Origin of the sequence: Streptomyces sp. R302 (assembly GCF_012927245.1) — a bacterium.
Lineage (GTDB): Bacteria > Actinomycetota > Actinomycetes > Streptomycetales > Streptomycetaceae > Streptomyces.
The window spans coordinates 24757-49920 of the sequence record NZ_JABBGE010000009.1 but is presented as its reverse complement, the minus strand read 5'-3'; the positions used below and the strand labels follow the sequence as shown (position 1 = coordinate 49920).

At 71.0% G+C, this 25164-nt stretch carries 25 protein-coding genes and 2 tRNA genes; 13 read left to right on the top strand and 14 right to left on the bottom strand.

Annotation, left to right across the window (positions count from 1 at the left end):
- Positions 1-2: 2 nt before the first annotated feature.
- From HHL19_RS26640 to HHL19_RS26630, 3 genes are all read right to left on the bottom strand, one after another.
- Entirely contained in the window at positions 3-698 is a 696-nt protein-coding gene (locus tag HHL19_RS26640; protein ID WP_206325249.1) for a response regulator transcription factor, read from the bottom strand.
- Between the two features lie 42 nt (positions 699-740).
- Positions 741-2534, bottom strand: a complete 1794-nt coding sequence (locus HHL19_RS26635) for a histidine kinase (protein ID WP_346768419.1) — start codon at positions 2532-2534, stop codon at positions 741-743.
- 205 nt (positions 2535-2739) lie between these two features.
- Positions 2740-2826 (bottom strand) — tRNA-Leu (locus HHL19_RS26630).
- A gap of 569 nt (positions 2827-3395) precedes the next feature.
- On the opposite strand from HHL19_RS26630, the gene HHL19_RS26625 reads away from it, so the two are divergent.
- The 6 genes from HHL19_RS26625 (at position 3396) to pknB (ending at position 11505) form a co-directional block, all read left to right on the top strand.
- Positions 3396-4250 (top strand): DUF3662 and FHA domain-containing protein, encoded by an 855-nt coding sequence (locus HHL19_RS26625; RefSeq protein WP_169092889.1) that lies wholly within the window; start codon positions 3396-3398, stop codon positions 4248-4250.
- A 10-nt stretch (positions 4251-4260) separates the two neighbouring features.
- Positions 4261-4788, top strand: a complete 528-nt coding sequence (locus HHL19_RS26620; protein ID WP_169092888.1) for an FHA domain-containing protein — start codon at positions 4261-4263, stop codon at positions 4786-4788.
- Positions 4789-4884: 96 nt separating this feature from the next.
- Complete coding sequence (locus tag HHL19_RS26615) at positions 4885-6384, top strand: Stp1/IreP family PP2C-type Ser/Thr phosphatase (RefSeq protein WP_169092887.1); 1500 nt, start codon at positions 4885-4887, stop codon at positions 6382-6384.
- 26 nt (positions 6385-6410) lie between these two features.
- The gene (locus HHL19_RS26610) at positions 6411-7832 is read left to right on the top strand and encodes an FtsW/RodA/SpoVE family cell cycle protein (protein WP_169092886.1); all 1422 of its coding nucleotides are present in this window, start codon (positions 6411-6413) and stop codon (positions 7830-7832) included.
- Positions 7829-9289 (top strand): penicillin-binding transpeptidase domain-containing protein, encoded by a 1461-nt coding sequence (locus tag HHL19_RS26605; RefSeq protein WP_169092885.1) that lies wholly within the window; start codon positions 7829-7831, stop codon positions 9287-9289. The genes HHL19_RS26610 and HHL19_RS26605 overlap by 4 nt, the downstream gene beginning before the upstream one ends.
- A 158-nt stretch (positions 9290-9447) precedes the next feature.
- Positions 9448-11505 carry a Stk1 family PASTA domain-containing Ser/Thr kinase gene (gene pknB / locus HHL19_RS26600; RefSeq protein WP_169092884.1) on the top strand — a complete coding sequence of 686 codons (2058 nt, stop codon included), beginning with the start codon at positions 9448-9450 and terminating at the stop codon, positions 11503-11505.
- A gap of 99 nt (positions 11506-11604) precedes the next feature.
- Here the strand turns inward: pknB and HHL19_RS26595 are convergent, their stop codons facing one another.
- From HHL19_RS26595 to HHL19_RS26575, 5 genes are all read right to left on the bottom strand, one after another.
- Positions 11605-12282, bottom strand: coding sequence for a class E sortase (locus HHL19_RS26595; RefSeq protein WP_169092883.1), 678 nt, complete (start codon positions 12280-12282; stop codon positions 11605-11607).
- A 36-nt stretch (positions 12283-12318) separates the two neighbouring features.
- A complete protein-coding gene (locus HHL19_RS26590) occupies positions 12319-13533 on the bottom strand; it encodes a class E sortase (RefSeq protein ID WP_346768420.1) in 1215 nt (404 codons plus the stop codon).
- Complete coding sequence (locus tag HHL19_RS26585; RefSeq protein ID WP_169092882.1) at positions 13530-14168, bottom strand: aminodeoxychorismate/anthranilate synthase component II; 639 nt, start codon at positions 14166-14168, stop codon at positions 13530-13532. Before HHL19_RS26585 ends, HHL19_RS26590 begins: the two co-directional genes overlap by 4 nt.
- Positions 14165-14326, bottom strand: a complete 162-nt coding sequence (locus HHL19_RS26580; RefSeq protein ID WP_169092881.1) for a hypothetical protein — start codon at positions 14324-14326, stop codon at positions 14165-14167. Before HHL19_RS26580 ends, HHL19_RS26585 begins: the two co-directional genes overlap by 4 nt.
- 105 nt (positions 14327-14431) lie before the next feature.
- Complete coding sequence (locus HHL19_RS26575) at positions 14432-15211, bottom strand: DUF881 domain-containing protein (RefSeq protein WP_169092880.1); 780 nt, start codon at positions 15209-15211, stop codon at positions 14432-14434.
- Positions 15212-15351: 140 nt separating this feature from the next.
- Here HHL19_RS26575 and crgA point away from each other — a divergent pair, with 140 nt between their 5' ends.
- Entirely contained in the window at positions 15352-15606 is a 255-nt protein-coding gene (crgA, locus tag HHL19_RS26570; RefSeq protein ID WP_169092879.1) for a cell division protein CrgA, read from the top strand.
- A gap of 303 nt (positions 15607-15909) precedes the next feature.
- Here crgA and HHL19_RS26565 read toward each other — a convergent pair whose 3' ends face one another.
- Positions 15910-16776 carry a rhomboid family intramembrane serine protease gene (locus HHL19_RS26565; protein ID WP_169092878.1) on the bottom strand — a complete coding sequence of 289 codons (867 nt, stop codon included), beginning with the start codon at positions 16774-16776 and terminating at the stop codon, positions 15910-15912.
- A 26-nt stretch (positions 16777-16802) separates the two neighbouring features.
- A complete protein-coding gene (locus tag HHL19_RS26560) occupies positions 16803-17321 on the bottom strand; it encodes a peptidylprolyl isomerase (protein WP_169093207.1) in 519 nt (172 codons plus the stop codon).
- Positions 17322-17561: 240 nt separating this feature from the next.
- Here HHL19_RS26560 and HHL19_RS26555 point away from each other — a divergent pair, with 240 nt between their 5' ends.
- Positions 17562-18314, top strand: coding sequence for a DUF5324 family protein (locus HHL19_RS26555; RefSeq protein WP_169092877.1), 753 nt, complete (start codon positions 17562-17564; stop codon positions 18312-18314).
- A gap of 92 nt (positions 18315-18406) precedes the next feature.
- Here the strand turns inward: HHL19_RS26555 and HHL19_RS26550 are convergent, their stop codons facing one another.
- Positions 18407-18769, bottom strand: a complete 363-nt coding sequence (locus tag HHL19_RS26550; protein ID WP_169092876.1) for a DUF6344 domain-containing protein — start codon at positions 18767-18769, stop codon at positions 18407-18409.
- 334 nt (positions 18770-19103) lie between these two features.
- On the opposite strand from HHL19_RS26550, the gene HHL19_RS26545 reads away from it, so the two are divergent.
- The 3 genes from HHL19_RS26545 to HHL19_RS26535 are packed head-to-tail and all read left to right on the top strand — an operon-like array spanning position 19104 to position 21713.
- Positions 19104-20303, top strand: coding sequence for an FAD-dependent oxidoreductase (locus HHL19_RS26545; RefSeq protein WP_169092875.1), 1200 nt, complete (start codon positions 19104-19106; stop codon positions 20301-20303).
- Between the two features lie 31 nt (positions 20304-20334).
- The gene (locus tag HHL19_RS26540) at positions 20335-21234 is read left to right on the top strand and encodes an RNA polymerase sigma-70 factor (RefSeq protein ID WP_169092874.1); all 900 of its coding nucleotides are present in this window, start codon (positions 20335-20337) and stop codon (positions 21232-21234) included.
- 35 nt (positions 21235-21269) lie between these two features.
- On the top strand, positions 21270-21713 hold the full coding sequence (locus tag HHL19_RS26535; RefSeq protein ID WP_240981890.1) for a hypothetical protein: 444 nt from the start codon (positions 21270-21272) through the stop codon (positions 21711-21713).
- Positions 21714-21782: 69 nt separating this feature from the next.
- Here HHL19_RS26535 and HHL19_RS26530 read toward each other — a convergent pair whose 3' ends face one another.
- Together HHL19_RS26530 and HHL19_RS26525 are read right to left on the bottom strand one after the other, a co-directional pair.
- Positions 21783-22547: an alpha/beta fold hydrolase gene (locus HHL19_RS26530; RefSeq protein WP_169092873.1), complete on the bottom strand. Its 765-nt coding sequence runs from the start codon at positions 22545-22547 to the stop codon at positions 21783-21785.
- Complete coding sequence (locus tag HHL19_RS26525; RefSeq protein WP_169092872.1) at positions 22529-22906, bottom strand: hypothetical protein; 378 nt, start codon at positions 22904-22906, stop codon at positions 22529-22531. The genes HHL19_RS26530 and HHL19_RS26525 overlap by 19 nt, the downstream gene beginning before the upstream one ends.
- Positions 22907-23168: 262 nt before the next feature.
- On the opposite strand from HHL19_RS26525, the gene HHL19_RS38595 reads away from it, so the two are divergent.
- Complete coding sequence (locus HHL19_RS38595) at positions 23169-24248, top strand: helix-turn-helix transcriptional regulator (RefSeq protein ID WP_169092871.1); 1080 nt, start codon at positions 23169-23171, stop codon at positions 24246-24248.
- Between the two features lie 155 nt (positions 24249-24403).
- Here HHL19_RS38595 and HHL19_RS26515 read toward each other — a convergent pair.
- A tRNA-Ala gene (locus HHL19_RS26515) sits at positions 24404-24476 on the bottom strand.
- Between the two features lie 127 nt (positions 24477-24603).
- On the opposite strand from HHL19_RS26515, the gene HHL19_RS26510 reads away from it, so the two are divergent.
- Positions 24604-25155 (top strand): DNA-binding protein, encoded by a 552-nt coding sequence (locus tag HHL19_RS26510; protein ID WP_169092870.1) that lies wholly within the window; start codon positions 24604-24606, stop codon positions 25153-25155.
- The last annotated feature ends 9 nt before the right edge of the window (positions 25156-25164 follow it).

Genomic DNA, 25164 nt, shown 5'->3' with positions numbered 1-25164 from the left:
GGCTACAACCCCGCGTCGCGTGCGAGCAGCGCCGCCTGGACCCGGTTCTCGCACTGGAGTTTGGCGAGGATACGGCTGACGTAGGTCTTCACGGTCGCCTCGCTCATGTGCAGCCGACGGCCCGCGTCGGCGTTGGAGAGCCCCTCGCCGAGGACCGCGAGGACCTCGCGCTCCTTCTCGCCGAGCGCGGCGATCCGGCCGCGGGCCTCTTCGGCGCGGGCGGTCTCACGGCCGGAGGCGAGCCGTTCGACGACGTGCCGGGTCGCCGCCGGCGAGAGGTAGGCGTCGCCCGCGGCCGCGGCCCGTACGGCTCCGATCAGTTCGGCGGGGGCGGTGTCCTTCAGCAGGAAGCCGGCGCTGCCGTGCTCCAGCGCCCGCAGCACGTTCTCCCGCTCGCCGAAGGTCGTCAGGATGATCACCCGGGCCGCCGGCGCGGCCCTGCGTAGTTCCGGGAGGGCGGAGAGCCCGTCGAGGACGGGCATCTGGATGTCGAGCAGCACGACGTCGGCGGCGTGCGCGCGGACCGCGTCGACAGCCTCCCGGCCGTTCGCGGCCTCCGCGACCACGTGGATGTCCGGATCGGAGTTGAGGATCATCCGGATCCCCGCCCTGATCAGCGGCTCGTCGTCGGCGACCACGACCTTGACGGCCCGTCCGGCCCGCCCGGGCCGCCCGGACGGTCCCGTCCGCTCTGACAGCACTGCGCCTCCCCCAACGCTTCGGTACGGGCCGCCGAGGCACTACGGCCTCACGACGTACGACTTCTTCTCGATCAGCTTGCCGTCCTTGAAGCAGAACCGGAAAACGGGCTCCTCCTCGAAGGCGTCGCCCATCTCGGTGGAGAGCACGACGAGGCAGTCGGCGCCCTCGGGTCTGGCGGGCCCGCCCTTGCCGGTGACGCCCAGGACGCCGAGGGAGCCCGGGTCGGGGAGCAAGGAGCGGACGTCCGCCTCGTCCGTGCCGACCACGATCGACTCGTACCTGTCGGGCGTGACCATGGAGTCCTGGAAGGATCCGACGAGGTGGTAGAGGCCGAAGCCGGCGGCGACGAGCAGGACGACGAGCGCCGCGAAGGCGATGCCGCAGCCGAGCGCGATCGTCGCTCCGGTGCTCCGTGTCTTGCCCCCGTGCAGCGCCATCGCCAACTCCCGTTCCGTGAAGGTCCAGTCGGGGTCCCCGACCGGTGCGGAACGACTTTTCCTTCCGAAGGGCTTCGTCGACTGCTGCCGGAAGTCGTCGGCCGCGTCGACGAAAGGCGCCGATTCGCCGCTGGGCGCGGAGCCGTACGGCAGCATCCCGGCGACCCGGAATCCTCCGCCGTCGGCGGGGCCCGCGTGGCACATGCCGCCGACGAGCCGGGCCCGTTCGACGAGCCCGGCCAGCCCCTGGCCGCCGCTGACGACGCCCTCCGCGGGGCCGGTGGTCGGCTCCTCGTTGAAGATCTCGACGACGAACGTGTCGGGCTCGTAGCGCAGTTCGACGCTGATCGGGGCGCCCGGCGCGTACTTGTAGGCGTTGGTGAGCGCTTCCTGCGCCATGCGGTACGCGGCGTGCCCCGCGGCGGGCTCCAGGGGCCGCTCGTCGCCGATCCGCCGCAGCTCCACCCGGGTCCCGGCGGCGCGCGCCGAGGCGACGAGTCCTTCGATGCCGGCGATCCCGCGGGCCGCCCGCCCGCTCTCGTCCCCGACGGCCACCGGCCCGGTGTCGGGGTCGGGGGCCTCGGTGCCGTCCCGGAGTATGCCGACAACCTCCCGCAGCTCGTGCATGGCGGTCACGGACGCGTTCCGAAGCACGCCGACGACCTCCCGCTGCCGCTCGTTCAACTCGCGGTCCACCTCCAGGGCGCCGGTCTGCACGGCGATCAGGGCGAGTTGGTGGCCGAGGCTGTCGTGCATGTCCTGGGCGATGCGCTGCCGTTCCCGCAGCCGGGCGTTCCGCCCGATCATCGCCCGCTCGCTGATCAGCCGCACGTTGCGCTCCTGGAGCGCGTGGAGGAGGGTGCGGCGCTGGGCCCAGTAGCGGTGGGCGAGTCCGGGCGCGAGCGTGGTCCCCAGGTAGTAGAGGGTCGCCATGAACGCGAGGGTGAGCAGCCGCTGCTTGTCCCAGCCGATGAGCAGGGTCGCGCCGACGTTGAGGACGTAGGCGGCGACGTACGCGTGCAGGGCCCGGCCGACTCCGACGATGTGGCCGCCGGCGGACCAGCCGAGGACGAGCAGCAGCGGGCCGAGGCCGGGGACGACGGGGGCGAGCCCGGCGGTGACGACGAGCACGCTGGCGGGGAACCGGCGGCGCAGCAGCGACAGCACGGCCGCGGCGACGGCCACCCCGGCGAGCTGTGCGCCCTCGCCTCCGAGCAGTTCCTCGGTGCCGGCGGCGAGCAGCGCGACGACGGCGGTGAGGGCCGCCTCCCCGACGGTCCTGCGCCGCGACCATTTCCCGGCGGGCGCGAGCCATCTCCACGCGGCGGCCACCCTGGACCCGATCCCGCGCCCGGCCTCCGGCTTCGCCGCCGTCCCCACCCTCGTCGCTTCCACGCTCGCACCCTAGGCAGCGCGGGCAGGCCGGAGCGTCCCTCTTTCGTCGCGACCCGGAACGACGAAAGGCGAGACGGAGACGGGGCGGGCGCAGACGGAACGAGACGGAGACGGGGCGTCATATGCGCCGAATACGCGCCGACGCCGCTTCCGTGTCCGGACAACGCGGAAGCCCCGTAGGTCTGGGACCTACGGGGCTTCCGTCTGGTGCGCGAGGGGGGAGTTGAACCCCCACGCCCTTTCGGGCACTGGAACCTGAATCCAGCGCGTCTGCCTATTCCGCCACCCGCGCATTGGGTGGTCTCCCGGTCTCTCACCTTTCGGTGCGAGCGCCTGGCGACATCTGAAGATTAGCACGTCGCAGACGGTGGATTCACATCCCTTGTTTCGGCCCCCCTCGGGCCGAACAGAGGAGAGAGGGGAGGCAGACCCCGACGCCCTCACCCGAGGAGACGGCGCCCCCGCCCGAGGGAGACGGAGAGAAGGAGGAGGGGGAAGAGAGGGAAGGGGGAGAGGGGAAGGGGGGGAAGGGGGGAGAGAGGAAAGGAGACCGGGAGAAGAAGGAGAGAAGGGACACAGGGGAAGAGAGGGGAGGGAAGGGAGAGAGCGGAGAGACAGGGGAGAAGCGGGAGGTTGCGGCGCCGGCGGCCCCGTCCTGCGTGACGGCTCACCTCCTCCACCCTCCTGTCGGACAGTCTCGTGCGGGACACTGTCCACAGGCCCCCTCTACGATCCCTGGGGGGAGGGCCTGTGAGAGGTGACACTCGTCCACAGGGCAGAGAAGGGGAACCAGCCGATTTCCCGACGCGTGGATACGATCAGTAAGCAGTACCAGGACGGCAACGACGGAGGAGGTGCCCCATGGGAGTCCTGAAGCGTTTCGAGCAGCGTCTCGAAGGTCTGGTCAACGGCACCTTCGCCAAGGTGTTCAAGTCCGAGGTCCAGCCGGTCGAGATCGCCGGCGCGCTCCAGCGCGAGTGCGACAACAACGCGCAGATCTGGAACCGCGAGCGGACCGTCGTCCCCAACGACTTCATCGTGGAGCTCAGCGCGCCCGACTACGAGCGCCTGAGCCCCTACTCGGGGCAGCTGGGCGACGAGCTCGCCGGGCTGGTCCGTGACTACGCCAAGCAGCAGCGGTACACCTTCATGGGGCCGATCAAGGTCCACCTGGAGAAGGCCGACGACCTCGACACCGGTCTGTACCGGGTGCGCAGTCGTACGCTCGCGTCGAGCACGTCCCAGCCGCAGCCGCACCCGGGGCAGCAGCCCCACCAGCAGCCCCGCCCGCCCCAGGGGCAGGGCGGCTACGGGTACCCGCCGCAGGGTCCCCCGCCCGGCGCGCCGCCGATGCCCGCCTCGCCACCCCCCGGCGGCGCGGGTCACCGGCCCGCCGCCGCCGGCGGCGGCCGTCCCGCGGCGCCCGGCGGCACCCAGGTGCGCCGCTGGATCGAGATCAACGGCAACCGCCACCAGATCTCCCGCCCGACCCTGGTCCTCGGCCGCAGCACCGACGCGGACGTGAGGATCGACGATCCCGGCGTCTCCCGCCGGCACTGCGAGATCCGGACCGGAACGCCCTCGACGATCCAGGATCTCGGATCCACCAACGGCATCGTGGTGGACGGGCAGCACACCACCCGCGCTACGCTCCGCGACGGCTCGCGGATCGTCGTGGGCAGCACCACCATCGTTTACCGGCAAGCCGAAGGGTGAAGCGGGGGCAATGTCAGAGCTGACCCTGACGGTCATGCGGTTGGGTTTCCTGGCCGTTCTGTGGCTGTTCGTCATCGTGGCCGTCCAGGTCATCCGCAGTGACCTGTTCGGCACGCGGGTGACCCAGCGCGGTTCGCGCCGCCAGGAGGCGCGCACCCAGCAGGGCGGGCGCCAGGCCGCTCCGCCGCCGCAGCGCGGCCAGCAGCAGGCGCCGCCGTCCGGCGGTGGCCGGTCGCGGCGCGGCGCGCCGACGAAGCTGGTCGTCTCCGAGGGCACCCTCACGGGCACCACCGTCGCCCTGCAGGGCCAGACGATCACCCTGGGCCGGGCGCACGACTCGACGATCGTGCTGGACGACGACTACGCCTCCAGCCGGCACGCCCGGATCTACCCGGACCGGGACGGCCAGTGGATCGTCGAGGACCTCGGGTCCACGAACGGCACGTACCTCGACCGGACCCGCCTCACCACCGCGACGCCGATTCCGCTGGGGGCGCCGATCCGCATCGGCAAGACCGTCATCGAGCTGCGGAAGTAGTACGACAATGAGCGAGCTGACCGGAGCGACCGGAGGGTGGGCAGTGTGGGTCGAGACCGGCTGTACCCCGATGCAGCGGCGACAGGGCAGGTGGGCATGAGTCTCTCCCTGCGATTCGCCGCGGGCTCGCACAAGGGCATGATCCGCGAGGGCAACGAGGACTCCGGCTACGCCGGTCCGCGTCTCCTCGCGATCGCCGACGGCATGGGCGGCCAGGCCGCCGGCGAGGTCGCCTCCTCCGAGGTGATCTCCACGCTCGTCGTCCTCGACGACGACATCCCCGGATCCGACATCCTCACCTCGCTCGGTACGGCGGTGCAGCGCGCCAACGACCAGCTCCGGATGATGGTCGAGGAGGACCCGCAGCTGGAGGGCATGGGCACCACGCTCACCGCCCTGCTGTGGACCGGTCAGCGCCTCGGCCTCGTGCACGTCGGCGACTCCCGCGCGTACCTGCTGCGCGACGGCGTCCTCACCCAGATCACCCAGGACCACACCTGGGTCCAGCGGCTCGTCGACGAGGGCCGGATCACCGAGGAGGAGGCCACCACCCACCCGCAGCGCTCGCTCCTGATGCGCGCGCTCGGCAGCGGCGACCACGTCGAGCCCGACCTCTCCATCCGTGAGGTCCGCGCCGGCGACCGGTACCTGATCTGCTCCGACGGCCTGTCCGGCGTGGTGTCCCACCAGACCCTGGAGGACACCCTCGCCAGCTACCAGGGCCCGCAGGAGACCGTGCAGGAGCTGATCCAGCTCGCGCTGCGCGGCGGCGGCCCCGACAACATCACGGTGATCGTCGCCGACGTCCTCGACGTCGACGGCGGCGACACCCTCGCCGGCCACCTCAGCGACACCCCGGTCGTCGTCGGCGCGGTCGCCGAGAACCAGCAGCAGCTGAACGACGGCGGCGCGATGCAGACCCCGGCCGGCCGCGCCTCCGGGCTCGGCCGCCCCGCCCACCACCAGCCGCCCGCCGGCGGCTTCGGCCCGCCCGGCAGCGGCGACGACCACGGCTACGGCGGTCCGCCGCACGGCGCCTTCGACTCGTACACCGACGACGACTTCGTCAAGCCGCGCCGCAAGCGGCGGTGGATCGGGCGCACCCTGATCCTCGTCCTCGCCCTCGGCGTCCTCGCCGGCGGCGCGTACGGCGGCTGGCGCTGGACCCAGACCCAGTACTACGTGGGCTCCAGCGACGGGCACGTGGCGCTGTACCGGGGCATCAGCCAGGACCTCGCGTGGGTGAAGCTCTCGGAGGTCGAGAAGGACCACCCCGAGATCGAACTCAAGTACCTCCCCGCCTACCAGCGGAAGCAGGTCGAGGACACCATCGCGGGCGGCAGCCTCGCCAAGGCCCAGACGAAGATCTCCGAGCTGTCCGTGCAGGCCTCGGCGTGCAAGAAGACCGAAGAGCGCCGCGTGGCCAAGGAGAAGGCCGACAAGGAGAAGGCCGCCGCCGAGGCGGCCGAGAAGCCGGCCGACGGCGACAGCGCCGATGCCAAGCCCGAATCCAAGCCCACCGCAGCCGCTCCGACCCCGGGTCCCACCCTCACCTCGGAGGAGCAGAAGCTGGCCTCGAACTGCGGCAAGCAGTAAGCACCCGTAGGGGGCCTGTCACCACCATGAGCGTTGTCACCAACACGACCACCATCGGCGCGATCGAGGCGCCGAGCCGCCGCAACACCGAGCTGGCGCTCCTCGGCTTCGCCGTCGCCATCCCGGTGTTCGCGTACCTCAACGTCGGGCTCGCCCTGGACGGCGAGGTCCCGGCCGGCATGCTCGGGTACGGGCTCGGCCTGGCGCTCCTCGCGACCGTCGCCCACCTCGTGGTGCGCAAGTGGGCCCCGTACGCGGACCCGCTGCTGCTGCCGCTGGCGACCCTGCTCAACGGCATGGGGCTGGTGCTGATCTGGCGGCTGGACCAGTCGCCGCGGCTGATCGCGACGTCGATGCGGCTGTACAAGAGCTTCAGCCCGGACGCGCCCGCCCAGATGATGTACTCGGCGATCGGCATCGCGATGCTGGCGGCCGTACTGCTGTTGTTGAAGGACCACCGGGTCCTCCAGCGCTACACGTACATCTCGATGATGGCGGCGCTCGTCCTCCTGCTGCTGCCCCTGGTGCCGGGTCTCGGTTCCGCCGTCTACGGCGCCAAGATCTGGATCAACGTCGCGGGCTTCTCCATCCAGCCCGGAGAGTTCGCGAAGATCGTCCTCGCGGTGTTCTTCTCCGGCTATCTGATGGTGAAGCGGGACGCGCTGGCCCTGGCCAGCCGCCGCTTCATGGGGCTCTACCTGCCCCGCGGCCGCGACCTGGGGCCGATCCTCACGATCTGGGCGGTCAGCCTCCTCATCCTGATCTTCGAGAACGACCTCGGTACGTCCCTGCTGTTCTTCGGCATGTTCGTGATCATGCTGTACGTGGCGACCGAGCGGACCAGCTGGATCGTCATGGGTCTGCTGATGTCCGTCGCCGGCGCGGTCGGCGTGGCCTCCTTCGCGAGTCACGTCCAGGCCCGTGTCGACGCCTGGGCCGACCCGTTCTCCTGCGCCGAGAAGGTCGCGGCATGCGACCAGATGACCGAAGTGCTGATGTCCTTCGGCTCCGGCGGCATCCTCGGCACCGGCCTGGGCCAGGGCAATTCGGATCTCATCGGCTTCGCCGCGAACTCCGACTTCATCTTCGCCACCGTCGGCGAGGAGCTCGGTCTGGCCGGCGTCATGGTCTTCCTGCTGCTGTACGGGCTGATCATCGAGCGCGGTATCCGGACCTCCCTCGCCGCCCGCGACCCCTTCGGCAAGCTGCTGGCGATGGGCCTCTCCGGCGCCTTCGCGCTCCAGATCTTCGTCGTCGCCGGCGGCGTGATGGGCCTCATCCCGCTCACCGGTATGACGATGCCGTTCCTCGCGTACGGCGGTTCGTCCGTGATCGCCAACTGGGCCCTGATCGGCATCCTGATCCGGATCAGCGACACCGCGCGCCGCCCCGCGCCCGCCCCCGCCCCGAACCCCGACGCCGAGATGACCCAGGTGGTCCGTCCGTGAACAAGCCGCTGCGCCGGGTCGCGATCTTCTGCGGCCTGCTCGTCCTCGCCCTGCTCCTGCGCGACAACTGGCTCCAGTTCGTCCGCGCCGACGAGCTGAACTCGCACGCGGACAACAAGCGCGTCCAGATCGAGCGGTACGCCACCGAGCGCGGCAACATCATCGTCGACGGCAAGCCGATCACCGGCTCCGTGGATTCGGGCGGCACCTACTACAAGTACAAGCGCACCTACGTGAACGGCCCCATGTGGGCCCCGGTCACCGGGTACGCCTCGCAGGTGTACGACGCCAACTTCATCGAGAAGATCGAGGACGGCATCCTCACCGGCAACGACGACCGGCTCTTCTTCGACCGGACCCTCGCCATGTTCACCGGCGAGAAGAAGAAGGGCGGCGACGTCGTCACCACCCTCAACGGCGCCGCGCAGAAGGCCGCCTTCGAGGGCCTGGGCAGGAACACCGGTGCCGTGGTCGCGATCGAGCCGTCGACCGGCAAGATCCTGGCGATGGCGTCCACCCCCTCGTACGACCCTGCCACGATCGCCGGCAGCAACGACGAGAAGGCGTGGGTGGCGCTGACCGAGTCCAAGGCCAAGCCGATGCAGAACCGCGCGCTGCGCGAGATCTACCCCCCCGGCTCGGTCTTCAAGGTCGTGACCGCGGCCGCCGCCCTGGAGTCCGGCAAGGTCAAGGACATCGACGCGGCGACCGACACCCCCGAGGGCTGGAAGATCCCGCTGTCCAACCTGCCCATGAAGAACCACTCGGGCGGCTGTGCCGACGCCAGCCTCAACGAGGCGCTGCGGATCTCCTGCAACTCGGTCTTCGCCAAGCTCGGTGACGAGGTCGGCGTCGACAAGATGACCGAGATGGCAGAGAAGTTCGGGTTCAACGCGGAGCAGTTCGTCCCTGTCCGTTCCGCGGCCTCGGTCTTCGACAAGAAGGCCGACCGCGGCGGAAACGCACAGGCGTCCATCGGCCAGTTCAACACCGCGACGACCCCGCTCCAGATGGCGATGGTCACGGCGGCGATCGCGAACGACGGCAAGCTGATGAAGCCGTACATGATCGACCAGCTGCGCGCCCCGAACCTGGACGTGATCAAGCAGAACGAGCCGGAGGAGATGAGCCGGCCGGTCTCTCCGGAGAACGCCCAGAAGCTCCAGGCGATGATGGAGAACGTCGTCTCGAAGGGCACCGGTGCCAAGGCCGACGTGCACATGAGCGGCGTGAGGGTCGGCGGCAAGACGGGTACCGCGCAGCACGGCGAGAAGAACGCCAAGCGCCCGTACGCGTGGTTCATCTCGTACGCCAAGACCGACCAGGGTTCCCCGGTCGCCGTCGCCGTGATCGTCGAGGACGCCGAGGGTGTCGGCCGTGAGGACATCAGCGGTGGCGGTCTCGCCGCACCGATCGCGAAGGCGGTCATGAAGGCGGTTCTGAAGAGCCGCGGCTGATCTTGCGAAGGGCCGGTGCCCGCCAGGTACCGGTCAGGTATCAGCTGCCCTCCGCGCGTGGTCCGGCTCTTCGGGGCCGGTACCGTATGCGCGGACAGCACACACCGCCGGACCACCCCAGGGTGCGGTCGGGACAGACGGAGAGGGCTGGATTAGCTATGGAAGAGCCGCGTCGCCTCGGCGGCCGGTACGAGCTGGGCTCGGTGCTCGGCCGCGGTGGCATGGCCGAGGTGTACCTCGCCCAGGACACCCGGCTCGGCCGCACCGTCGCCGTGAAGACGCTGCGGGCCGACCTGGCCCGTGACCCGTCCTTCCAGGCCCGGTTCCGCCGTGAGGCACAGTCCGCCGCCTCCCTGAACCACCCGGCGATCGTCGCCGTCTACGACACCGGCGAGGACTACGTCGACGGGGTCTCCATCCCGTACATCGTGATGGAGTACGTCGACGGGTCGACGCTCCGTGAGCTGCTCCACTCGGGCCGCAAGCTGCTGCCCGAGCGCACCCTGGAGATGACCGTCGGCATCCTCCAGGCCCTCGAGTACTCGCACCGCGCCGGCATCGTGCACCGCGACATCAAGCCCGCGAACGTGATGCTGACCCGTACGGGCCAGGTCAAGGTCATGGACTTCGGCATCGCGCGCGCCATGGGCGACGCGGGCATGACCATGACGCAGACCGCGGCCGTCATCGGCACCGCCCAGTACCTCTCGCCGGAGCAGGCCAAGGGCGAGCAGGTCGACGCGCGCTCCGACCTGTACTCCACCGGCTGCCTGCTCTACGAGCTGCTGACCGTCCGGCCGCCGTTCATCGGCGACTCCCCCGTGGCCGTGGCCTACCAGCACGTCCGCGAGGAGCCGCAGCCGCCGAGCAACTTCGACGCCGAGATCACGCCCGAGATGGACGCCATCGTCCTCAAGGCACTGGTCAAGGACCCCGACTACCGCTACCAGTCCGCCGACGAGATGCGCGCGGACATCGAGGCGTGCCTCGACGGGCAGCCGGTCGCGGCCGCCGCCGCGATGGGCATGGCGGGCGCCCCGGCGTACAACGGCTACGGCTATCCGCCGGAGGACCAGCCGACGACGGCGCTGCGCCAGACCGACCCGGCCGGCCAGACGACGATGATGCCGCCCGTCCAGCAGGACGGCGGCTACGGCGGTGGGTACGGCGGGCACGACGGTTACGACGACCGTCCGGACCGCCGCCGCGGCGGCGGCGGCGGCCAGAAGAAGTCGAACGCCTCGACGATCCTGCTCGCGCTCTGCGGCGTCCTGGTCCTGGTCGGCGCGATCTTCATCGCCAAGTACCTCCTGGACACCAACGACACCCCGCAGCAGACGCAGGTGCCGCCGCTCGTCGGCCAGACGATGCCCGACGCGCAGCGGTCCGCGCAGAACGCCCAGGTGAAGGTGGTGGAGGCGGGCAAGGAGCGCTGCGACCAGCCCACCGGCGCCATCTGCCGCCAGGACCCGGCCTCCGACGGCGCCGCGAAGATGCCGATCGACGGCACGATCCAGGTGTGGGTCTCCGAGGGCGCGCCGCTCGTGGAGGTCCCGGACGTCCAGGAGCAGTCGCTCCAGCGGGCGAAGGAGACCCTGGAGGGCAAGGGCTTCAAGGTCAAGGTCGACGAGGAGGAGTCCGAGGAGGACCCCGGCACCGTCCTGCGGCAGAACCCGCAGAACGGCACCAAGGCCGAGAAGAACTCCGAGGTGACCCTCACCGTCGCCAAGCAGAAGCTGACGCAGCTGCCGAACGTGAAGAACCGCGACATCAGCCTGGCGCTCCAGCAGCTGAACGGCCTCCAGTTCACCAACGTGAAGCAGGAGGAGGTCGACAGCGACCAGCCCAAGGGCATGGTCCTGGAGCAGGTCCCGGCCGGCCCGAGCAACCAGCCGCTGGACGTCGAGATCAAGCTGAAGGTCTCGAAGGGCCCGCAGGAGACCCCGATCACGATCCCCGGCGACCTCGCCGGGAAGACGCTGAAGGAAGTCCGGGACTGGTTCCAGAGCCAGGGCGTGACGGTCGTGGTGGTCGGTGTCGACAAGGACGACGCCCGTGTCATGCAGTCGGCGCCCGCCGGCGGTCAGACGGTCAACAAGGGCGGCTCGGTCACCCTGTTCACCGCTGACGTGAACGGCGGGGGCAACCCCGGCGGGAACGGCGGCCAGCAGGACGGCGGCAACGGCGACGGCAACATCGGCGGCTGGTTCGACTAGCCCGGCCGGCCCGAGAGCAGAAGGGGGAGCCCCGGAGTCCTTCACAGGACTCCGGGGCTCCCCCCTTTCGTCGTTCCGTCTTCCGTCTTCCGTCTTCCGTCAGCGGAGTTCGGCCGGCGGGGTGCGGTCCGCGTCGACCTTCTCCGTGCGGGCCAGCTCGCCCCACACGATGTAGCGGTAGTCGGAGGTGTACATCGGGGTGCAGGTGGTGAGGGTGATGTACCGGCCGGGTGCCTTCTTGCCGGACTCCTCGGGGACCGGCTGGAGGACGTCCACGTTGTACTTCGTGGTCTCCGGGAGCGTCTTGTAGACCTTGTAGACGTACCAGGTGTCCTTGGACTCGAAGACGATCGGATCGCCGTTCTTCAACTTGTGGATGTCGTGGAACTTGGCGCCGTGGCCGTCCCGGTGGGCGGCGAGCGTGAAGTTGCCCTGCTTGTCCTGCGGGAGGGCCGACTTGACCGGTTCGGTGTAGTAGCCGGCGACGCCGTTGTTGAGGACAGTGCTCTCGGTGCCCCGCTTCACCAGGATCTCGTCGCCGCCGAAGGCGGGGACGTGGAGGAAGCCGAGGCCTCCCTTGGTGTCGAGGGCGCCGGGGCCCTGGTCGGCCCATTCGCCGCGGACCTGCGCGCCTTCCTTGTCGGCGGCGCGGTCGGCGAGGACGTTCGTCCACCACAGCGAGTAGACGACGAAGAGTCCGAGCACGAGGCCGGCTGTGATGAGGAGTTCGCCGAAGACGCTGATGAGCCCGGCGATCCGGTTGCGCGCACGTGACACTGGGTCGGCCCTCGTCCCTTCTGGAGGTGTGGGGTCTCAGCCTACGAGCGCGGCCGGCTTTCCCTTGCTCCGCGGGCGTTCCTCGACCAGCTTTCCCCAGACGATCATGCGATAGGTGCTGGTCCACTCGGGCGTGCAGGTCGTCAGGGTGATGTACCGGCCGGGCTTGGTGAAGCCGGAGCCCTTGGGGATGGGGTCGATGACGGAGACGTTCGACGGGGAGGTCTGCGGCAGGATGCTCGCCATCTCGTAGGTGTAGTAGGCGTCCTTGGTCTCGACGACGATCGGGTCGCCCGGCTTGAGCTTGTTGATGTAGCGGAACGGTTCGCCGTGGGTGTTGCGGTGGGCGGCGACCGCGAAGTTGCCCTGCTTGTCGGCGGGCATGGCGGTCTTGAGCTTGCCCTCGCCGTAGTGGCCGGCCATGCCCTTGTCGAGGACCTTGGGCTTGCTGATGCCCTCGGCGACGGGGACGACGACGTCCAGCTTGGGGATGTACATGATGGCGAAGCCCTCGCCGGGGGCGAAGACGTCCGGCTTGTTCTCGCCCTTTGCCCAGGTGTCCTCGATGCGATCCTTCGCCTGGTCGGCCTCCTGGCCGGCGAGGACGTTGGTCCACCACAGCTGGTAGGCGACGAAGAGGAGCATGACCACGCCGAGGGTGATGAACAGCTCGCCGACGACGACGCCGACGCTGTCCTTGGCGGCCTTCGCCTCCCGGGCGGCGCGGCGGGCCTCGACCCGCGAGAGGGGGCGCTCGGCGGGGGTCCCCGCGGACGCCCCGGTGGCCGCTCCGGCCGCCGGGCGGCTCTTGCCGCGGCCCTGCTTGGCGGCGGCCCGCCGCCGCTCGGCCCGCCCGGGCCCGGGAAGGGCCTCCACGGGCCTCGGAGCCTCCTCCGCGACCTCGGGCGCCTCCCGGGTCCCCTCGGCCTCGTACGGCTCGCGTATGGGCTCGTGGACGGCTTCCCGAGGGGGTTCGTAGCCCGGTGCCTGCGTCTGCGCCTCGTACGGATACGGGTACGGGCCCTGCTGCTCGTAGCCGTACCCGTCCTGCTCGTACCCGCCCTGGTCGTACGAGCTCTGCCGGTCGTACCCGCCCTGCTCGTACTGGCCCTGCTGGTCGTAGGCGCCCTGCTGCTCGTAGGCGCTCTGTTCGTACGGGCTCCGCCCGGGCGCCTGGCCCCCGTGGTTCTCGGGTATCGGCTCGGCGCCGGACGGCTCGGATGCCCGGAACCACGGCGAGCCCGTCGTCACGCGACGGCCTTGCCCACCACCGGCGCGAGCCCCGCCGACCGGCCGACCGCTCCCTCGTCTCCGCACTGCGTCAGCCAGTTGGCGAGCATCAGGTGGCCGTGCTCGGTGAGCACCGACTCGGGGTGGAACTGGACGCCCTCGACGGGCAGTTCGCGGTGGCGGAGGCCCATGATGATGCCGTCCTCGGTCCGCGCGGTCACTTCGAGCTCGGCGGGCAGGTCGGCCGGCTCGGCGGCGAGCGAGTGGTAGCGGGTGGCCGTGAACGGCGAGGGGAGGCCGGCGAAGACGCCCTTGCCCTCGTGGACCACGGGCGAGGTCTTGCCGTGCAGCAGCTCGGGGGCGCGGTCGACGACACCGCCGTAGGCCACGGCCATCGACTGCATGCCGAGGCAGACGCCGAAGACCGGGACGCCGGTGGCGGCGCAGTGCCGCACCATGTCGATGCAGACGCCGGCCTGCTCGGGGGCGCCGGGCCCGGGGGACAGCAGCACGCCGTCGAAGCCGTCCTGGGCGTGGCTCAGCTCCACCTCGTCGTTGCGCAGCACCTCGCACTCGGCGCCGAGCTGGTAGAGGTACTGCACGAGGTTGAAGACGAAGCTGTCGTAGTTGTCGACGACGAGAATTCGCGCGCTCACTGGCCGTCCACCGTCACATCGTTGAACGGAAGCAGAGGCTCCGCCCAGGGGAACACGTACTGGAAGAGGGCATAGACGACCGCGAGGACCAGCACGACCGAGATCAGCGCCTTCACCCAGGCGTTGCCCGGCAGATGCCGCCAGATCCATCCGTACATGACGTCCGACCGCCCCTTCCGTTCGTTACGGGCACCAGAGTACGGGGCGAGGCCCCCGTCGGGGGGAAGCTGTCCGAAGCCTGTGGACAACCGGTCCCGTCCGGGCTACGCGGCGGGCCGGGCCTGGTGGAGGTCGACGGCGCCCGCGTAGCCGGGGAGGGTGACGTTCTTGTGGTCGTCGACCTTCCAGCCGAGGCCGTAGGCCTTCACGTACAGCTGGTAGTTCTGGAGCGCGGGGGAGTCCGCGAGGGCCTTGTCGAGCTTCCCGCGGTCGCCGACGGCGGTGATCTTGTACGGGGGCGAGTAGACCCGGCCCTGGAGGATCAGGGTGTTGCCGACGCAGCGGACCGCGCTGGTGGAGATGAGCCGCTGGTCCATGACGCGGATGCCTTCGGCGCCGCCCTCCCACAGGGCGTTGACGACGGCCTGGAGGTCCTGCTGGTGGATGACCAGGTCGTTGGCCTGCGGTTCGGGGTAGCCGGGGGCGGCCTGGGCGCCGGGCGGGGCGTCGTTCAGGGTGACGGTGAGGCCGGGGCCGGAGATCTCGGTGGTGCCCGCGGCGGTCTCCAGGGCCTTGAGGCGGCGGTCCTCGGCGGCCGTGGAGCCGTCGTCGCGGGCGGCGAGGGTCTCGACCCGGTCGCGCAGGAGGGCGGTGGACTCGTCGAGGCCCGCGTTCTTGTGGCTGCGTTCCTCGATGAGGTCGGAGAGCCTCAGCAGGGAGGCGTCCGTGCGGATGTTGGTGCCCTTGGCGGTGTTGAAGCTCGTGACGAAGAGCAGCCCCGCGAGGGCGAAGACGCCCAGGGTGAGGAGGCGGACGGGGCGCCAGGAACCGGCCCCGCCCGGTCCGACGGGGGGTTCGCCCGGAGTGTCGGCGGAATTGCTCAACGTACCCTGATCCCCTTCTGCGCCGCGGAACCACTACGCTAACGGACGCCCGGGGGGCGCAGTCGACCTGCTACGTCACATCCCGGCGACAGCCACAGTTCCCTGCGCGGTCACGCAGCGCATCGACAGGAGAGTCCCTCGTGCCGAAGTCACGGATCCGCAAGAAGGCCGACTACACGCCCCCGCCGGCGAAGCAGGCCGCCAACATCAAGCTGACGAACCGCAGCTGGGTCGCCCCGGTGATGCTGGCCCTGTTCGCCATCGGTCTGGTGTGGATCGTGGTCTTCTACGTCACCGATGGTTCGCTTCCGGTCGAGTCGATCCGGAACTGGAACATCGTGGTCGGCTTCGGTTTCATCGCCGCCGGCTTCGGTGTCTCCACGCAGTGGAAGTGAGCGTCTTAGCGGCGCTTAGCGGGTCTTCCCGGTTGCCGTCAAGCTCACCCCTGAGTTTATCCACAGCGTTGTGCACAGCACTGGATAACTTACGAAGATCTGTGGATAACTCGCACCGGGTTGACGCCGGTATGACCGCGAACACCTGTCCACGATCGACTGGAGCCCCCTCCCTCTCGGGACAAATCCCAGGTCAGAGGCAGGGGGCTCGGTCATGCCCACCGCAGTGGGGAGAACCCGCCACGCGCTGTGGATAACTCTGGGGAAAGCTCGCTTCCCCAGCTCGTCCACAGCCTCACGCGCTCAGGTGAGCGCCATGGTCCTGCCCACCACGACGCCCACGTCGATGAGCAGCACCAGTCCACAGGCGCCGTACTGGATGAGCTCCCGGCGGATCCGGGGCGCGCCCACGAGCACGTACGTCACCAGGGCACCGGCCACGAGTCCACCGACGTGCGCCTCCCAGGAGATCCCCGGACGGGTGAATGTCATCGCCAGGGAGAGGGCCACGAAGAGGAGCACCGGCGCCATGTCGTGGCGCCGCCGGCGGGCAAGGACCGCCCAGGCGCCGATGAGGCCGTAGACGATCCCCGAGGCGCCCAGCGAGGGCTGGTTCGGGGCGGCGACCACATAGGCGAGGACCGAGCCGGACAGGCCGGAGAGCAGGCACAGGAGCGCGTACCGGGACCGGCCGAGCTCCGGCTCGACGATCCCGCCGATCACCCACAGGCCCAGCAGGTTGAAGAGGATGTGCCAGGGCTCCTGGTGCAGGACCGTGGAGGTGAGCAGCCGGTACCACTCGCCGTCCGCGACGCCGACGACCTCGCCGAGCAGCGGGTTGTACGCGTACCCGATCAGCACGAGCTCGTCGACGAACCGGTCGCCGAGGATCAGCACCAGCCCGTACACCAGCACGCAGACCCCGATGAGGATCTTGGTGACGAGGCGGTCGTCGGTCCTGACCCGGCCGCCCGCGAGCGTCCTGGCCTGGTTGGCGCCGGCCGCGTGCCCGGTGCCCGAGCCGCTGCGGACGCAGTCGGGGCACTGGAAGCCGACGGAGGCGGAGATCATGCACTCCGGGCAGATGGGCTTCTCGCAGCGGGTGCAGCGGATGCCCGTCTCGGTGCCGGGGTGGCGGTAGCAGTGCGGCGGTCCGGACGGCGCGTCCATGGGCGGGGTCCCCTCCTTCTTCCCGGTCAGCGCTGCTCGATCACCACGGACTCGACCACGACGTCGGTCAGCGGCCGCTGGGTCTGCGGGTCGGTGGGGACCTGTGCGATGGCGTCCACGACGGCGCGGCTCTTCGCGTCCACGACCTCGCCGAAGATGGTGTGCTTGCGGTTCAGCCAGGTCGCGGCGCCGACCGTGATGAAGAACTGGGAGCCGTTGGTGCCCGGCCCGGCGTTGGCCATCGCCAGCAGGTACGGCCGGTCGAACCAGAGCTCCGGGTGGAACTCGTCCGCGAACTCGTAGCCGGGGCCGCCCGTGCCGGTGCCCAGCGGGTCGCCGCCCTGGATCATGAAGTCGCCGATGACCCGGTGGAAGACCGTGCCGTCGTAGAGGGGATCGGTGGAGACCCGGCCGGTGCCGGGGTGGGTCCACTCGCGCTCGCCCGAGGCGAGCTCGGTGAAGTTCCGCACCGTCTTCGGCGCGTGGAACGGCAGCAGGCGCACCTCGATGTCGCCCGCGCTGGTCTTGAGGATCGCGTACGGCATGGCCACGGTCCGCCTTCCCTCCCTGGTCGTGCGTCACACCGCGGAACGGATCGCCTCACGCGTCCGCGGCCCTGGCGAGTCGATCCTCGCACGACGCGGCGGCCGCGTACGGCCCGCACGCACTCCCCGCATGCCCCGGATGCCAGCCCCGCATGCCGGAGTTCGCTCCGGAAGGCATGATGCCGAAAAGGATGGAAAGGTGAAAAACCGACATCGCTCGCCACCGAGGAGGAGGAACCCGTGACTCGCATGGACAGCGTGCGCGCCGCTACGGATTCGGCGAAGGAAAGCGTCCTGCACGCCGCGGACGTGGTGGCGCCGTACGCCGGCACGGCCAAGGACCAGGCCGCGCACTATGCGCACGAGGCGCGGGTGCGGCTCGCACCCAGGATGTCGAGCGCCGCTCGGCAGGCACGCGCGCAGGCGCGTGCGCAGTACGCCGCGCATGTGGCGCCGCACGTGCCGCCGCGGGTCGACGAGGCCGCGCAGCGCGCTGCGGCTCGGACCCGCTCCGTCGCCCATCAGGTGGCCGACTACACCGTTCCGCGTGTCGAGCACGCGGTCGCCGCGACCGGTCCCGTCCTTGAGGAGGCCGGGTCGCGTTCCACTGCCGCCTTGGCCGCTCTGCGCGGTCAGGTGACGCCGGACGACGTCCGGAAGATCGTGAGGAAGCAGGAGCGCCGGGCCAGGGCCGGGCGTCTCGTGAAGGGTCTGGTCGTACTCGGGGTGCTGCTCGGCGGCGCGTTCGCCGCCTGGAAGTGGTGGGACAGGCAGGCCAATCCCGACTGGCTGGTCGAGCCGCCGGCGCCCACGGAGGTGGACGAGGGCTCGGGCATGCCGTCCGCGTCGGGCGGTCCCTCGGGCATGGGGTCCGAGGCCGGTACGCGGGTGGTCGCGGATTCCGGGAGCGTGGTGGAGGCCGGGACCGAAGGCGGGTCCGGGATCGAGGCGGAGCCGGAGAACGGGTCCACGGAGCCCGACGAGCGCCGCTGACCTGGGACCGTTCCGTCCGGGGTCGAGCCCGGTTCGGGGTGCGGTGTCCGGTTCGGGGTGCGGTGAGGGAGGAGTCGTGCTCTCCCCGCACCCTAGGCGGCCGTCGCGAGCGCCAGCCGCGTCAGCGCGGCCGGGTCGCTCGCGAACGGTGCGGCGGCGCGGAGCGTGCGGGAGGCGGGGGCGGAGCCGTGCGCCTCGGCGCCGATGCGCTGCTTGATGGTGGGCGGCAGCGAGCCGCGGCGGAGGGGCGTCCAGGGCTCCGCCCGCCTCTGTGCCACGACCGTCGCGGCGCGCTCGGCGGCGACGGGGGCGGCGGGGGCGGCCGGCTCCTCGGGCTGGGTCACGGGGGCCTGTCCCTGGGCGGCGGCGGGGGCCGCCAGGCCGACGGAGGCGAGCAGGGCGAAGAGGACGGAGATGAAGGCGGTCCAGAACTGCTTGACCTTGGCGGTGGCCATGGCCCCTCACTTTCGCTTTCACTGGTGCGGCGTTCTCGGATGGTTCATTTCAGGTTGCGCGCTTTACATACCTTTCTCATGATCTGTATGCGCACCCGGATCCGGCGGAGCGACGCCGCGTCCGCGCAGTTCTTCCGATGAACACCACCCGTCCGGATCAACCGCCCGGCCCACGGCGCCCGGCACGCCGCCCGCTTCCCGCTCCCGCAGACAAAGAAGTGACCTGCGTCACATCGCGTCACAGTCTTCGCCCGCCCGGTGTCCTGTGGTCGAACCCCTGAAGGGGCCGGTCCGGAGGAACCCGGGGCCGGTCCGGGACGAAGGAGACGACGCCATGGGCGGGAACACCGAAGTGGTCGTGATCGGCGGCGGATACGCCGGAGTCATGGCGGCCAACCGGCTCAGCGGACGCGCGGACGTGGACGTGACGGTGATCAATCCCCGTCCGTCGTTCGTCCCCCGGCTCCGCCTCCACCAGCTGGTCGGCGGCAGCCACCCCGCGGTCGTCCGGTACGAGGAGGTCCTGGCGGAGCGCGTCCGGCTCGTCGTCGACTCCGTGGCCCGGATCGACGCCCACGCGCGCGTGGTCACCCTGGAGTCGGGTGCCACGATCGGATACGACCGCCTCGTCTACGCCGTCGGCTCCACCGGCGCCCGCCCGGACGTGCCCGGCGTCGCCGACCACGCCCACCAGGTCGCCGAGCTGGAGTCGGCCGAGCGGCTGCGCGACGCCGTCGCCCGGCTGCCCGCCGGGGTCCCGGTCACCGTCGTCGGCGCCGGCCCGACCGGCATCGAGACGGCCGCCGAGATCGCCGAGGGCGGCCGCCCGGTGACGCTGGTCTGCGGCGGCGTCCTCGGCCCGTACCTGCACCCCCGGGCGCGGCGCTCGGCCGCCCGCCGGTTCGCCGCCCTCGGCGTCACCGTGCTCGACGGCCCCGGCACGAAGGTGACCGAGGTGACGGCGGACGAGGTCCGGCTCGCCGACGGCCGCGTGGTGAGCGGCGGGCTCGCCGTCTGGACCGCCGGCTTCGACGTCCCGGACCTGGCCGTGCGCAGCGGCCTGCGCACCGACGCCGCCGGGCGGCTGCTCACCGACGAGACGCTGACCAGCGTGGACGACGAGCGGATCGTCGCGGCCGGGGACTCCGCGGCCCCCTCGGACCTGCCGTTCCGGATGAGCGCCTACGTGGCGGGCTGCCTCGGCGCGCACGCCGCCGACACGGTGCTGGCCCGGATCGACGGCCGCCGCCCCGAGCCGGTCGACATGGCGTTCAACGCGATGTGCCTCAGCTTCGGCCGGCGCACGGCGATCTTCCAGATCGCACACAAGGACGACCGGGCGATGGGAATCTACGTCGGCGGACGTGCGGGGGCGAAGCTCAAGGAACTCGCCTGCGCGTTCAGCGTCAAGCACCTGACCGAAGAGGCCCGCAAGCCCGGTGCGCACTCCTGGCCCAAGGACGGCAAGCACCGGCCCCGGCTCCTCCAGGAGCGCGCGGTCCGCACCACGGACGCCGCCGAGCACGCGGTCTGATCCGGCGGACCGAGAACGGGGAGAAGAGAACATGACCGGCGAGCACACCACCGACCCGGCGACCGAGACCTTCGTCGCCCACCGGAACCTGCTGTTCACGGTGGCGTACGAGATGCTCGGCTCGGCCGCCGACGCCGAGGACGTCCTCCAGGAGACCTGGCTGCGCTGGACCGGCGTCGACCTCGCGCAGGTCCGCGACCAGCGGGCGTACCTCGTCCGCATCACCACCCGCCAGGCCCTCAACCGCCTGCGCACCGTGCAGCGGCGGCGGGAGGCCTACGTCGGGCAGTGGCTGCCCGAGCCGCTGCTCACCACGCCGGACGTCGCCGAGGACGTCGAGCTGACCGAGTCGGTGTCCATGGCGATGATGCTGGTCCTGGAGACCCTCACGCCGACCGAGCGGGCCGTCTTCGTGCTCCGCGAGGTCTTCGAGGTGGGGTACGAGGAGATCGCGGCGGCCGTCGACAAGACCCCGGCCGCCGTCCGCCAGATCGCCCACCGGGCCCGCAAGCACGTCGACGCCCGGCGGCCCCGCACCACGGTCTCGGCCCGGGAGGCGCGGGCGGTCGTGGATTCCTTCCGGCGGGCCCTGGAGACCCGCGACCCGCAGGACTTCCTGGACCTGCTCGCCCCCGACGTCGTCCTCGTCAGCGACGGCGGCGGGATCAAGCGGGCCGCGCTCCGGCCCGTCGTCGGCGCCGACAAGGTGACCCGCTTCTACCTCGGCGGCACCCTCAAGCACGACGTCACGGTCACCACCGAGCCCACGGTCGTCAACGGCGCCCCGGCGCTCGCCGTGCGCGTCGACGGCGAGCTGGACGGCGTGATGGCGCTGCGCGTCGAGAGCGGCCGGATCAGCGGCCTGTACTACGTGCGCAACCCCGAGAAGCTCACCCACGTCCTGGCCGAGACCTCCCTCACCCTCCACTGAGCCCTGCCACCCCCAGCACCGGAAAGGACCCGGAGATGCCCGGACGGACCACCCCCGCCACGAGCCCCCGCCCCGCCCTCCACCGGACCGTCAGGGCCGCGGTCGCCCTCCAGACCCTGGCCCTGTTCTTCCAGGCGAGCACCGCCGGCGCCCTGCTCGTCTCCCCGACGGGCGCGCTCCTCCACGACGTCGGCTCGCGGGTGATGTACGGCGCCTCGATGCTGTACGTGGTGGCCGCGGTGGTGGCCTGGCGGCCGGGCGGGGGCAGCCCCCGGCCGATCCTGTACGCCTCCGGGCTCCTCGCCCTCGCCTCGGTCCAGGTCGCCCTGGGCATCGCCCACCTGCCGGCGTTCCACGTGCCGCTGGGCGTCGCGATGGTGGTCCTCAGCAGCCTCGACCTGGTCACGTCGACCGCGGGCAGGACGGCTCCGCGCGGGGCACCGATCGCGCGGGCCCCGCACCCGGTCGCCGACCGGTAGACCGGGCCGCGCGGCGCCGCGGCCCGGCGGCCCGGCGGCCCGTCCAGGGTCAGGCCGGCCCGTCCAGGGTCAGGCCAGCGCGGCCGCCGCAGCCTCGGCGAAGGCCTGCGGATTGTCCAGCATGATGTTGTGCCCGCAGTCCGGGATCTCGACCACGCCGACGCCCGCCGCCACGAGCTCCGCCGCGCCCCGCAGGGGGCCGTCGGCCCGCGGGAGCAGGAAGGTCCGCGGGATCGTCAGGTCCCGCAGCAGCTCCCGCATGACCGGGTCCGAGCCGCGGACCAGCTGGACGGCGCTGCGGTGCAGGGCCTCGCCGCCCGCGAGCCGCATGGTCGACCACCAGTGCGCGCCGACCGCGTCCCGTGCCTCCGCCCAGCCGCCGGCCATGAACTCCTCCTCGGTGTAGGCGGCGATCCCGGTGCTGCCGACCGCGCCGCGCTCCGGCTCGGCGGCGTCGAGGTTGGCGTCGACGAGCACCAGTTTCGACACCAGGCGCGGATGGCGGGCGGCCAGCACGACCGCCACCGAGCCCCCCATGCTGTGCGCGATCACCTCGGCCCCGGCGACACCGGCGGCGGTCAGCGCCCCGGCGAGCGCGTCGGCGTGCGCTTCCAGCGAGTAGTCGAAGTCCATGGGCCGGTCGCTGATGCCGTGCCCGAGGAGGTCGATCAGCAGCGAGCGGTGGCCGGCGAGCAGCGGGTGCACCGCCGTCTCCGTCCAGTACGCCGACGAGGTGGCGCCCAGACCGTGGACGTAGACACGGACCGGTTCGGCCCCCGGCAGCTCTACCCAGCGGATCAGGTCGCCCTGGGGGGTCACGGCGGCGGTGCGCACAGTCTGCTCTCCTGACGTCGATTCACATAGAGACATACGGACTTACGGGTGTACTGGTCGGGACGAGCGCCCGCCACTGCCGGCAGACGCTGACGGCCCGGATCGTCACCGGCGAGCACCCGGCGCACTCCGTAGCGGTCCATCAGCTTGCCCTGGAGCGGGCCGCCGACGGCGACGCCGGCCGTCCAGAGGGCGATCACCAGGCCCGCGGCCCCGAAGCCGCGGCCGAGGCCGAGGACGACGCCGAGGTTCATCACGACGGGGATCGCGACGACGGCGATCTTCGCGAAGAAGCCGAGCACCAAGAGCGGGCCGATGCCCGGGTGGGCGACGACCTTTCCGTAGCCGTCCATGCGCATGCCGGCATCCCATCCTCGTTGTCGCTATCGGTCTCGTCCGCCGTCGGCACAGAAGGGCTCGGCGTCGATGCCACCCCTTCGGGAATGCCCTTCGCGGGTCTTCGGAAAGGAAGGGGCCTCCGGGATCTCACGGGAACGCAAGAAAGCGATTCCGAGCATGATTCGCCCCTTCGGGGAATTTCCCGAAGTCGCACGACATGTGCCGTCCAGCGCGATGAGAAGACTCTCGCAGCAGACGCGGGGCCGGGTGGAGAGATACTCGGTGTCCCCATACGGACAGACCAGAAGAGGTTCCCGACAAATGGAGCGTTCAGGGACACAAAGCCCCGATGGCGCGGCTCAGTTGGCGCCGGAATCGCTGACCGTCTACGCGTGGGTATTGCAGAACGGCGTCCTTCGGCACTCCGACCTGACCGCACCGGAGAACGAACTCGGGCTTTCCAAGGCTGATTTGTCCCGCGCACTGGACAGCCTGCTCGAACTCGGCCTGCTGCTGCCCGCCGGCCGCGGGGACGGCCTGATACCGGCAGATCCCACGATCGCCGAGATGGCGGTCCGCGCCCCGCTGGAGCGGGAGATCCGGCGCAGGCAGCAGGAGCTGGTGGACGTCCACACCCGCCTGCGCCCCCTGGCACCGCTGTTCGCGCGGCACGAGCGCACGGGACGGCGCGCCGACGGGGTGCGCACCTTCGACGAGGCGGACGAGGTCCGGCGGGAACTCTCCCTGATGACCCGGCTGTGCACCGAGGAGATGGTGAGCATCCAGCCGGGCGGCGGCCGCAGCTCCGACACGCTGCGCGGCATCATCGACGAGAGCCTGTCGATGCTGGACCGCGGGGTCCGGCTGCGCACGCTCTACCAGCACACCGCCCGGGCCAGTCTGAGCACGCAGATGTACGTGCGCACGGTGTCGGCGGCCGGCGCCGAGATCCGTACCACCGCCGAGGCCTTCGACCGGATCATCATCTTCGACCGGGAGACGGCGTTCGTGCCGCAGCAGCGGACGGCCGGCGGGCCGCAGGGCGCCTCGATCGTCACGGACCCGACGGTGGTGGGCTTCCTGTACCGGATGTTCGAGAGCCTGTGGGAGTCCGGCCGCCCCTTCGACGCGATGCTGCCCGACCCGCCGCAGCCCCCGGAGGCGCTGAGGCTCACGATCCTGCGGCTGATGGCGGCCGGATTGAAGGACGAGACGATCGCCAAGCGGCTCGGGATGGCCACCCGCACACTGCGCCGTCACGTGAAGGACGTCACGGACGAACTGGGTGCGGAAAGCCGATTCCAGGCAGGCTACAGAGCCCACCGGCTGGGCCTCCGACTCGACACGGACGAGGGCGAATAGCCCCTCCATCGGCAGCAGCACCCCGGTCCGCGGCCCGGGCGGCCCGACGTCCACAGCCCGTCGACACGTCGCCGGGTCCGCCCCTGAGGGGCACAAGCGCCGCGAAAAAATGCCCCCTGAGCTGCGTTTTCGCAGGTCAGAGGGCATCTTCCGAGTGGAGCCTAGGGGAGTCGAACCCCTGACATCTGCCATGCAAAGACAGCGCTCTACCAACTGAGCTAAGGCCCCGGAACGAAGACAGCGTACCGGTTCTCCCCCTGTCCCGGGCAAAAGGTGGGGACTCCCGGTGAACGACCACGCTCCGTAAGATGCTGACCGGGGTTCGCAGTGGCGAACCAAGGGATGGGGAGAAGTGATGGACGCAGCGCAGCAGGAAGCCACGGCAAGAGCCAGAGAGCTTCAGCGCAGTTGGTACGGGGAGCCGCTGGGGGCGCTCTTCCGTCGGCTGATCGACGATCTCGGGCTCAACCAGGCCCGGCTGGCCGCCGTGCTCGGGCTCTCCGCGCCCATGCTGTCCCAGCTGATGAGCGGGCAGCGCGCCAAGATCGGCAACCCGGCCGTGGTCCAGCGCGTCCAGGCCCTCCAGGAGCTCGCCGTGCAGGTCGCCGACGGCAGCGTCAGCGCCGCCGAGGCCACCGACCGCATGGACGAGATCAAGAAGTCCCAGGGCGGCTCGGTCCTGACCGCCACCAGCGCCCAGTCCGCCAACGGCTCGGGCGCTCCCACCGTGCGCCGCGTGGTCCGCGAGATCCAGTCGCTGTTGCGCTCCGTGGCCGCGGCCGGGGACATCATCGACGCCGCCGACTCCCTCGCCCCGGCCCACCCGGAGCTGGCAGAGTTCCTCCGGGTGTACGGAGCCGGGCGCACCGCGGACGCGGTCGCCCACTACGAGTCGCACCAGAACTGAGCACGACAC